Below are 10953 nucleotides of genomic sequence, written 5' to 3' on the forward strand. Positions count from 1 at the left end.
CGATTAAAACCTATAAATCTTAGATGTGGTCAGTCTTTAAAATTTCAATACCGTTTATCAGTCTTGATCAGAATTGACCGTGCGCACAGGTCTTGTGTAGCCCTGAGTATAGTTTGCTGTATTCGACTGGTTTTGTTTAGGGATCACCAACCACAATACCAAATACACCAAAATGCCTGGAAAAGCAGCACTCATCACAGAAACAATCACAAAAATTAAGCGCAGTAAATTTGCGTTCCAACCAAAACGTTCAGCAATACCACCCATTACCCCAGCAATCATATTTGAGCGGTTTGAGCGATATAAACCAACATTGGCCATCTAATTCTCCTTGAGAGACCTAAAATTCAAAATAAATACCCGCTGATGTTTAGCTTCGCAGCACATCATCTGTATATAGGATAAAAATGGTGATGCGCTTGGGTTTTTTAAAGGGCGGTGGCAAAGCAATTAGTAAAGTTATGTAACTTTTGGTGTTGCTTAAACCAGCATCCACCTAAAATATCGTAAAGAAGCGATGGGCAGAGTAAGCGCTTGACCACAAAGGATTGAGGAAAAGCAGGGCTTACATTGAGCTGCCTATTTGGTGGTTTGAATAGGACTGAATAATCAGTCTGGTCACTCTATATGAGGGATAGTGTGTCAGCTAAATCAAATATTTGCGCAGTTTTTATATGGAGTGCAGTGGCATTGCTTGGATGCGATGATTCACAACTTGAGCAAGCTGCAGGGCAAAAATATACAGAACAGGCAGAAACTAAAAGACTAACGGAAGTGGCAGGGCAGGCCACTGCACCCATGCAAACGGTTGCACCAGAACATCATATTCCCGAGAATCATCTGTCTTATGTGGGACGCTATACCACTCAGATCAGCTGTGAAGATAAGTTTGTTATGTGTGAACGCGGAACAGTCGATTATATTCTGACCTTATTGCCTGATGGGACAGCGCATCGTATTTTTGTCAATGCGGGGCAAATCAGTTACGACAATAAAAAACAATACGGCAAAGATTTATGGTTCTATGATGAAGACGCGCATCAAATTGTGGTGGCACGCGCCTCTGGGGTGAACTTTTACTATAATGTTGATCAAGACCATAATTTAATTATGGATAAACACAAAATTGCGATTGCAACAGAAAATAATCGTGAATACTTTAAAAGCAATCCCTTACCTTCGCAAAACTATCATTTAATCAGAGCAAGTTAATTATTTGCTCATTCAATTCTTAGCCCATGAGTGAAAACTTTTGGGCTTTTGTTTTTGCATCAAGTTTTTATGTGGGATGTGTAAAGCATGATTTATCAATGATGGCACATCTTCTACAACTGAATTGAGCAAAGTATGGTGGATAAGAGTGTTAGTCAAATAGCGCGAAATGCGGGAATTTTATAATAAAATGAGAAACAGTATGATCCATACAACAGTACTGTGATGACTGATAATTTAAAGATGTCTTAGAAGGAATGGTGGGTCGTCCGCGATTCGAACGCGGGACCAACGGATTAAAAGTCCGCTGCTCTACCGACTGAGCTAACGACCCAAATGAGTAAAAATGATGATGACCATTTTTATGACGCAAGAGTGTAGTGTACTTTTACGTAATCCTTTCGGAAGATGGTGGGTCGTCCGCGATTCGAACGCGGGACCAACGGATTAAAAGTCCGCTGCTCTACCAGCTGAGCTAACGACCCATCAAGGAATATCAAATAAGTGGTGGGTCGTCCGCGATTCGAACGCGGGACCAACGGATTAAAAGTCCGCTGCTCTACCAGCTGAGCTAACGACCCTGAACCATCATTCAAACTTGGTTTGAATGTGCAGTGCAAGTCAAGCTAAATAGCTTAAAGCACCACTTCGTTTGATGGAGCGTATTGTAGCAAGATATGAAGCGAGCGCAAGTAAAAAATAAAAAAGTTGCCTATGTTTGATTATAAATGCAACAAATTTATTGTATATAATCAAAAAATAGGCAACGGTGTGGCTTAGAAGCGATATTGGTACTGTTGAATATTGTCGTAAATTTCTTGGGTCAGTTCGCAATAAGCAGATTGGTTTGGCAATAACACTAGAATTTTTTCATCACACTGTTTTAAATCAAAACCTTGAGTTTTCAGGGTGTTCTTTTGGTATTTAAATGTGCCTGTGGTTTGCATTTGCTTTTGAATGCGTAAAAAAACGGGTACTGCATAAGCAGGCATTGCTTTTTTAAACTGCACGAGCATTTGACGCAAGTCGTGTTCGTCTAACTGGCAGCCTTCGTTTAGGGTTATCGCAGCCATACCTGCACGACCATTGGTATGTGGGATTTCAACGCCATACACGACAGCTTCAGCAATTTTTTCATAGTCACTKACAATGTTTTCTACTTCTGTGGTGGATACGTTTTCACCTTTCCAGCGGAAGGTATCACCTAAACGATCTACAAACTGGGCGTGACGAAAGCCAATGTCGCGAACTAAATCACCAGTGTTATAATATGCATCACCTGGTTTAAACACATTTTGCATCATCACCGCTTTGTTTTTTTCGGAGTCAGTGTAGCCATCAAATGGAGAGCGACGGGTGATTTTTCCAATCAATAAGCCGACTTCGCCTTTTTTGACTTTAATGCAGTTGCCTTTAGCGTCTCGTACAGGCTCATTTTTTTCTTTATCAAATTGAATGATGGCATAGGGTGTCGGCGAAAAACCAACGGTATTGTCAAAGTTAAACACGTTGCTAAAACCGACATTGCCTTCGCTAGACGCATACAGCTCTAGAATTTCTTGAATGCCAAAGCGTGTTTTGAATTTGCTCCAAATATTAGGGCGCATGCCATTGCCAATCATTTTAGTGACGCGATGTCCCTGCTCTAAATCAGAAGCAGGTGCATCTATTAAATATCGGCACAATTCGCCTACATAGCCAATCGCTGAGGCATTAAATTTGTGTACATCTTGCCAAAAGCATGAAGTGGAATATTTTCTGCGGATGGCAAATGTGGCACTGCCTGCAATTACGCCGCACCAGCACACTACAATACCAGTGGCATGGTACAGCGGCAGGGTACAGTACATCACATCATCCTGCGTTAAACCTAAGACATGACCATAGGTGCCATAAGCCAGCGTCCAGCGGCTATTGGTGAAAATCACCGCTTTAGGTAAGCCTGTTGTACCTGAGGTATAGATATAAAACAACCCATCTTTGCCCTGTACTGACTGTGTGGTGRCAGGGTTAAAGCTTGGGAATGATGCTATACATTGCGCTAAATTTTGAAAACCTTCGGGAGCTATGCCAGCATCTATACGGGTATTTTGATCTGCAAACCAGTGCAGGCGGTTTTCTGCAAGCTCAAGTTCTTGGCGAATATCGGCAACGGCTTGGCGACACTCTTCCCCTACGATGACGGCAATTGGTTTAACTAAATTAATGCTGTGCGCCAAAACTTTGGCGACTTGTGCGGTATTGACCAAAGCCGCGATAACGCCAATTTTTGCCAAGCCAATGACACTGGCAATTAGTTCAGGGCGATTTTCCAACATTACCGCAATGACATCACCTTTGCGTGCGCCAATGCTTAAATAATAATGTGCAATTTGGTTAGCCCATGCGTTGAGCTGCAAATAGCTGTACTGCTGATCTTCAAACATCAAGGCACAACCATTCGGGTTACGATGCACGGCTTTTTCAAACGCGAGACCTAAGCCTGCAGGCGTATTGGGTGTGCGTAAATAGGCTTGCTTTAACCCTGTGATCAGGTGGGGTACTTTAGTCATAAACTGCGGAATTTTTGCCGCAACATCCGTTAATCCAATTAAATCGCTTTTTGTCATCTGGTTCATAAGAATCCTGTTTTTGTCATCATCCGTTGCATCTGCACAGCATCGCGTCTTATTGTTTTGTAATCCCTTAGTCCTAGTGCAATCAACCTAATTTTTAGCTTTGTCAGATGTTTTTAGAAAAGATGTTAAAAATCAAAAACACATAACTCAAAATTAGCTCGCTTAAATTTAAGTCAGCACCGCATTGGTTCTAAAGTAGCAAAAAAAATCCAGCCATTAAAATGACTGGATTTTTTTATTCCGCTGTAAAAGTGCGAATTACGACTCAGTTGGCGGAGTTACTTTTTTAGGTGGACGGCCACGTGGACGACGCGGACGCGCAGTTTTTTCTTTTTCTGCTTTGTCCTGTTCAGATTCGGCAGTTTCGACTGGGTCATCTACTGCTAATTCCGCTTGTACAGGTACGACCACTTCAGCGGTAGTTTCTTCTTGCGCTGCTGCAGTTTCAGTGACAGTTTGTGCAAGGTCGTCTTGCGCATTCAACTCTGGCTGAGTAGCTTCAGTTGTAGCCTCTGCTTCAGGGTTTACTTCTGTAGTTGCTTCGACTTCTGTGCTTAGCGCTACAGACGTTTCTACAGTAGAGTTTGCTTCTACAGATGCGTCGGTAGTTGCCACAACTTCAGTCGTTGGCTCTGCTGCAGCTGTGCTTTCCGCTTCAGCCTTTTCTACTGTCTGTGCTTGCTTGGCTTGTTCCAAGGCTTGCTCAGCAGCTTGTTTGGCTAAACGACGACGCTCACGCGGATCGTTGGCAACACGCTTATCTGACACAGGTTTTGGTGGTGTCAGATCTAACACAGGCGCAGGTTCTGCTTCTGGTGCGGCTTTCGAAACTTCCACATCACGTGTGACAGGTTTTTTCTCTGCTACAGGCGTAGCTGTTGCAAGCGTTGCCGCATATTCATCGGTGAACTTTTGCAAAGCACGATTGAACGTTGGAATTAAACCAAACTGTTCAATCAGGACTGAACAATCTTCCCCATAGACGTGGCGAATCAGGCTACCAATGCTGTATTGCGCTAAAGTTGGCACCTGTGAAGGTGTTAACTTTGGTGCAGCTGCTTGCTGTGCTTGAGCTTCACGTTGCTGACGACGACGCTGACGCGGGTCATTGCTGGCACGTCTTGCAGGTTCAGTCGGCTGTGCTTGTACTTCCGCAGGTGCAGCTGTTTTTTCTACAACAACAGGAGCAGCTTCTACCACAGCAACAGCTTGAGTTGGTTCAGCAACCGTTTCAAGCACAGTTGTTTCTACTGCTGTCACTGGTTCAGCCGCTACTGGCGCAGCATTCAATGCCACAATTTCAGTTTGAGCTTGATCGACATTCACCACCAAAGCCGTTGTATTGAACTCTGGACGCGGTGCCTCAATTAACTCCACTTTCGGCTGATTAGAAGCCACTGCCGTAGTCGTTGCTTGCTCATTCAATACGCTTGGGTCGCGGTGACGATTTGGGCGTTCTGGACGAGGTTGGTTACGACGGTCACGACGTGGCACGGCATTTTGCTGCTGCTCATTGTTATTTTGAGCTTCTTGCTGCTGCGGTGCTTGGTCATTGTTGTGCTGACGACGAGAGTTGCGTTTGTTTTCACGCGCTTCCTGACGTTGCTCCTGACGCGACATTTGAACCACTTCTTCATGCACTTGATGTTGTTGATTGTCATGCTGAGTTTGYGGCTCACGTTGCTCTTTGTGCTTGTTATTGTTGTTGCTGTGACGCGGCTTTTTGTTATTGTGACGCGGAGCTGGTTTGTCTTCACGTTCAGCAGATTTGTCTGCAGAATCACGTTCAGTTTTTTGTGCCACTGTCGATGGTGAAAGGTACACATTTTGACTGCTTGCAGCAGGGGCAGCAGATGCAGTTGTAATTTGACCAAACTGACCGCGACTCACGGCACCGCTATTCACCATTTGCTCAATGGCTGCTGCCGCATTGTTGGCACTACGTGCTTGATCAATAGTGCTAGCTTGCTTTTGAACAAACAGATTTTCTAACCATGCACATGGGCTTGCAGCAGTTGTTGCTGCCGCAGGTGCAGATTGCTGCTGTGCAGATGCTTTATTTTGCTGTGCTGCTTGTGGTTTTCTTGCAGCGGTTTTTTCTGCTGCAGGTGCAGTAGCGTGGCTGTGCGATTGATCGGTTTCTTCTAAATGCCACTCAGAAGACTCATAGCCCAGTTCTTTTTCGCTTGAACGGGTTGCTTCAGTACGTTCATAGCTGGTTGGTGCAAAACCTTCAGGGTTATACGAAATTTCGTAGTGAGGTGTTTCCAAGTGTGGATGTGGAAGTACAGTTACGCGTGTATTTGAAGTTTGTTCCAGATATACCAGACTGTGACGTTTTTCATTCAGCATGAATGCTGCAATTTCTACTGGTACTTCGACTTGAACTTCACCATGACGTTCACGTAAGGCAATCTCTTCTACTTTTCGCATAATAGAAAGTGAAAGAGAGCGTAGGTCACGCACCATGCCTGTGCCATGACAGCGTGGGCAAACGTAGCCAGTCGCTTCTTCAAGTGATGGACGTAAGCGCTGACGGCTCATTTCCATTAAACCAAAACGGGATAATTGACCAAATTGAATACGTGCGCGGTCACTTTGTGTCGCTTCACGAAGTTTGGCTTCAACCATACGTTGGTTGCGATCTTTGGACATGTCGATAAAGTCGATGACAACTAAGCCACCGATGTCGCGTAAACGCAATTGACGTGCAATTTCTTCGGCAGCTTCAAGGTTGGTATTGAGCGCAGTATCTTCAACATCATGTCCACGTGTAGATTTCGCAGAGTTAATATCAATAGATACTAAAGCTTCTGTTTGGTCAATCACAATTGAACCGCCAGAAGGCAATTTCACTTCACGCTCATAAGCGGTTTGAATTTGGCTTTCAATACCAAAATGCGCAAATAACGGCTCATTTAAAGTGTAAGTTTTTAACTTGTCGATTTGACGTGGCATCACGGCTTTAACAAAGTTATAGGCTTCGTTATAAGCTTGTTCTGAGTCAATTAAAATTTCGGCAACATCATCACGTAAGTAATCACGAATCGCACGGGTGACTACACCTGCTTCTTGGTGTACCAACATTGGAGATGGACCTGAGTTTGCGGTATTTTGAATTTGCGCCCAAAGGTCAAGCAAGTGTTGTAAATCAAGCTGTAATTCTTCTTGTGAACGACCAATGCCCGCAGTACGTACAATCACGCTCATGCCGCGTGGCACGTTTAAAGAAGCCAGCATTTCTTTGAGTTCTTCACGTACAGAACCTGAAATTTGACGGCTGATACCACCACCTTTCGGGTTATTTGGCATAAGCACCAAATAACGACCTGCCAATGAAATGAAGGTAGAGAGTGCAGCACCTTTGTTGCCACGTTCTTCTTTTTCTACCTGTACTAAAAGCTCAGTGCCTTCAGTAATCAGTTCACGAATATTGGAAGTTTGGCGAGGGTCGGCTTTGAAATAAGAGTTTGCGATTTCACGCATAGACAGGAAGCCTTGGCGACCTGCGCCGTATTCAACAAATACAGCTTCTAAAGATGGTTCTACACGAGTCACATGACCTTTGTAGATATTCGATTTTTTTTGTTCACGGGTACGATTTTCTAAATCAAAATCGTAAAGACGCTGACCAGTGACAAGTGCAACGCGAATTTCTTCTGCATGTGTTGCATTAATCAACATACGTTTCATGGGTGTAACACCTAATAGTGATACACAGCAAAAAATCGCTAGACACGTAGCGAACATCAAGCATCACGGATCAACTGCTCAGATCTCAAAAAACAATTGTGGTCTGAGCTTTTTTTACCGGCCTTTTTGTGTGGGGCTGCGGTGTATGATTCACGTATTGATGATGGCAATACGGCTTTAACCTTTAAACGGATAAAGTCACCTGATCGCTTCACTGGCGGACGAGCGGTGTATTGGATGTGTGTAACTTTCACTGTCACATTGCTCGAAGATCATCCCTTCTTTTATAGATAGAGTGTCTTGATACGGAATTATCATCGTATCTTTACAAATTGTGCAGATCCAATACATCAAACGCTTTAGCCTGAAGTGGTTTTCAGGGTGCGACTAATCTGATGTGTATCAGTTTACGTTTAAAAACCAACTAGAGTTGGCGACATATTTTTTCAGGCAAACAGATTTATGTACCTGAGGTACAATTAAACGCAACAGTTTGCTTTTTTGCCGATATAATAAGCCTTCGGCGTCGGCATAATTCTTTTGGGACCTGCTCGTATGTCGTGGGATGTTCGTTGATTACTTTATTTCAGAAAAGCCTGAAAAGATTCAACGTGAACCCACTGACGATGGTTTCCGTGCGCTGACTATATCAAACCTTGCATCATCTGCCTATGGGCTAAGCTTATGTTTCTTGTGTAAAGCATAGCCTAAATGATCAGTTTTTAATCAATTTTAGTATTTTATTAGGTCTCTTAACTGTATGAATTCTACCCAACAATGGCAAAGTGTCACTTGGTTTGAAGTGGATGAGCATCAAGCGGGTCAACGCATCGATAATTTTTTATTTAGTCGTTTAAAAGGGGTGCCTAAAAGTCGCATCTATCGTTTGATTCGTGAAGGGCAGGTGCGGGTCAATAAAAAGCGCATTAAAGCAGAAACTAAACTGAATATTGGTGATCAAATTCGTGTGGCGCCTATTCGTTATGAGCAAAAAGATGAATCTGCTGCACCAGTATCTGACAAGGTCGCGCAAGGTCTGCTGGCACGTGTGATTTATGAAGATGAAGGCTTGATGGTGGTGAATAAACCTTCGGGTRTTGCGGTGCATGGTGGTAGTGGCGTTGCGTACGGGTTGATTGAAGGTTTGCGTGCTGCGACAGGTAAAAAATATTTGGAATTAATTCACCGTATTGACCGAGATACTTCAGGCTTGGTGATGATTTCTAAAAAACGCAGTACCTTAAAAACCCTGCAAGATTTATTGCGCGAACATAAAATCCAAAAAACTTATGCTGCGATTGTCAAAGGGCAGGTGAGTTTGGATCAACAATTGATTGATGCGCCGTTACATCGTTATGAATTGGCGAATGGTGAACGTCGTGTACGTGTATCAAAAGAAGGCAAAGCGTCTAAAACCCAGTGGAATGTGGTCGAGCGTTTTATGCATGCGAGCTTGGTGTATGCTTCGCCGTTGTCTGGACGTACCCATCAAATTCGTGTGCATGGTTTAAGCATTGGGCATCCGTTGGTAGGCGATGATAAATACGGCCATCAAACTGAATATCGGGGTCCAGCACCACGTCGTTTGTGCTTACATGCCATGCGTTTGGAAATTCCAGGCTATCCTGTGATTGAAGCGCCTTTACCTGAAGATATGCAGAGTTTGGTGGCGCAGCTTCGAGCGCAAAAAGCGGATAAGCCGACAGCAGCACCTGAGCTTTAATTTCTGTAATTCTCTATTGTGTGATAGCAGTTCCCTTCTTTTTAAAGATGAGGAACATTGTTTCGCAAAAAGGAGATTAGGTTTTCAGGGGTAATTGACAGCCATAGTTAAAAATTTTTAATTAAAATTTTGGTTGTATAGGCTATGCCTTACTTTTCAAAGATGATGAGAGGCGCTGCTTCGTAAGACAAAAATCTTTTGTTTTGCTGATCGAACATCCTTGTGCCACACAGAAAAGGCAACATCCCTATCGCCCTTCGCGTATCGAATATTTGTTGTGATATATGTGCTGATTCTTGGTCGTTTTTCTTTTGGGTGTAGGTAAAACGAGGGAATTTAAAAGCTGAATCAAATCTAGGAACTTAATATGAATAAACCTGTAGAACTCATCATTTTTGATTGGGATGGCACCTTATTTAATTCCGTCGGTCAAATTGTGGCGAGTTTGCAGTTCGCAGCACAACAATTTCAGCAACCACTGACCGATGCTGCGGCCAAAGATATTATTGGTCTAGGACTGCCTGAAGTGGCACAGCGTTTATTTCCTGAAGTGCCAGAGCTGCATCAAGCGATTTTGCAGTGCTATTCAGAACACTATGTCGAACATTCAAAAAGCGATGCTTGGTTTGAGGGTGTGGCAGATATGCTAGATGAGTTGTCGGGTTTGGGGCTGAAACTGGCGGTAGCAACAGGCAAAAGCCGTAAAGGTTTAGATCGAGTGTTGGCACAAACCCAAAGTCAGGATTTGTTTGTAGCGACACGTGCTGCGAGTGAAACCAAATCTAAACCTGATCCTTTAATGTTGCAGGAAATTTTGAACAGTACCGATGTGCCAGTCGGGCAAGCGATTATGGTCGGCGACACTTCTTACGACTTAGAAATGGCACAAAACATTGCCATGCCGCGTGTGGGCGTGAGTTATGGTGTGCACAGTGTAGAAGTATTGCAACGTTATCAGCCTTTAACCATTGCGCATGATGTGCCGAGTTTGCATGAATTTTTAGTGCAGAAATATCATTTACATTTGGCGGGTTAAATCAACTAAAAACAATTAAGAAAAATTTTAAATTAGAGTAATTTGAAAAATTCCGGATTACTCTTTTTTATGTGCTTTTGAAACATCATAAAAAGGTAATACTTTTAGTCTAAAGATAGGATTAAGACATTTTAGGATTGCTGCAAATTACCGAGTCTATGACTCGGAAAATAATGAACCTGGCCTACAAACAACTTTGCGTGTTTAATACAAAAATAGATGAATAGCGATTGAAAAAGAAAATAAGTATTGGCACAAACTCGTTATTTTTTCGCTTCTTAATCAGTTTACATGCCTCTGAGCCGGATAGCTGATCGCATCTAGAATGTACACAAAGTGCTTGCTACATCAAGCAGTAAACACTTTTGAAAGGTAAGCATCCGGCTAACACAGCCTTACCAAGCGATCCTATAAGCCTTAATTTAGTTCCCACCTAAAAACAAGTGGGGACTTAATCCATGAACATGGATATATATTCAGCAACACCTCCTGTTGCTAAAAAACGCAGAACATACAGCAAAGAATTCAAACTCAGTATTGTCAATGCCTGTAAAAATCCTAATACCTCGATCGCTTCGGTCGCACTGCAACATAGTATTAATGCCAACCTTGTCAGTCGTTGGATCAGGATCTTCAGCCATCATGAGGGTGCCGTGCAGGATCCTACTCAT

7 protein-coding genes and 3 tRNA genes are annotated in these 10953 nt (G+C 43.2%); 4 read left to right on the forward strand and 6 right to left on the reverse strand.

The features are described 5' to 3' along the window. Positions 1–57: 57 nt before the first annotated feature. Positions 58–321, reverse strand: coding sequence for a PspC domain-containing protein (locus BJN41_RS08075; protein WP_070154447.1), 264 nt, complete (start codon positions 319–321; stop codon positions 58–60). 363 nt (positions 322–684) lie between these two features. Between BJN41_RS08075 and BJN41_RS08080 the strand changes: the two genes are divergently transcribed. Beyond that, positions 685–1212 (forward strand): hypothetical protein, encoded by a 528-nt coding sequence (locus BJN41_RS08080; protein ID WP_227515226.1) that lies wholly within the window; start codon positions 685–687, stop codon positions 1210–1212. 258 nt (positions 1213–1470) lie between these two features. Here the strand turns inward: BJN41_RS08080 and BJN41_RS08085 are convergent. The 5 genes from BJN41_RS08085 to BJN41_RS08105 all read right to left on the reverse strand — a co-directional run bounded on the left by BJN41_RS08085 (position 1471) and on the right by BJN41_RS08105 (position 7523). Next, positions 1471–1546: transfer RNA gene (locus tag BJN41_RS08085), tRNA-Lys, on the reverse strand. A gap of 75 nt (positions 1547–1621) precedes the next feature. Continuing rightward, positions 1622–1697, reverse strand: a tRNA-Lys gene (locus BJN41_RS08090). A gap of 20 nt (positions 1698–1717) precedes the next feature. Then, a tRNA-Lys gene (locus tag BJN41_RS08095) sits at positions 1718–1793 on the reverse strand. 195 nt (positions 1794–1988) lie between these two features. After that, positions 1989–3830, reverse strand: a complete 1842-nt coding sequence (locus tag BJN41_RS08100; protein ID WP_070154451.1) for a long-chain-acyl-CoA synthetase — start codon at positions 3828–3830, stop codon at positions 1989–1991. 258 nt (positions 3831–4088) lie between these two features. Continuing rightward, complete coding sequence (locus BJN41_RS08105; protein ID WP_070154452.1) at positions 4089–7523, reverse strand: Rne/Rng family ribonuclease; 3435 nt, start codon at positions 7521–7523, stop codon at positions 4089–4091. A 760-nt stretch (positions 7524–8283) separates the two neighbouring features. Between BJN41_RS08105 and BJN41_RS08110 the strand changes: the two genes are divergently transcribed. The 3 genes from BJN41_RS08110 to BJN41_RS14785 form a co-directional block, all read left to right on the forward strand. Next, positions 8284–9246, forward strand: coding sequence for an RluA family pseudouridine synthase (locus BJN41_RS08110; RefSeq protein ID WP_070154454.1), 963 nt, complete (start codon positions 8284–8286; stop codon positions 9244–9246). A 367-nt stretch (positions 9247–9613) separates the two neighbouring features. Further along, positions 9614–10282 carry an HAD-IA family hydrolase gene (locus BJN41_RS08115; RefSeq protein WP_019836016.1) on the forward strand — a complete coding sequence of 223 codons (669 nt, stop codon included), beginning with the start codon at positions 9614–9616 and terminating at the stop codon, positions 10280–10282. A 458-nt stretch (positions 10283–10740) separates the two neighbouring features. Continuing rightward, positions 10741–10953 (forward strand): transposase (locus BJN41_RS14785; RefSeq protein WP_141730387.1); only part of this gene is annotated, 213 nt, incomplete at its 3' end.

This window comes from Acinetobacter towneri (assembly GCF_001758345.1).
In the GTDB taxonomy this organism is placed as follows: domain Bacteria; phylum Pseudomonadota; class Gammaproteobacteria; order Pseudomonadales; family Moraxellaceae; genus Acinetobacter; species Acinetobacter towneri_A.

Bases quoted from the DNA above. Each gene is read 5' to 3' on its own strand.
- BJN41_RS08075 (WP_070154447.1), bottom strand. From the start codon at position 321: ATGGCCAATGTTGGTTTATATCGCTCAAACCGCTCAAATATGATTGCT.
- BJN41_RS08115 (WP_019836016.1), top strand. From the start codon at position 9,614: ATGAATAAACCTGTAGAACTCATCATTTTTGATTGGGATGGCACCTTA.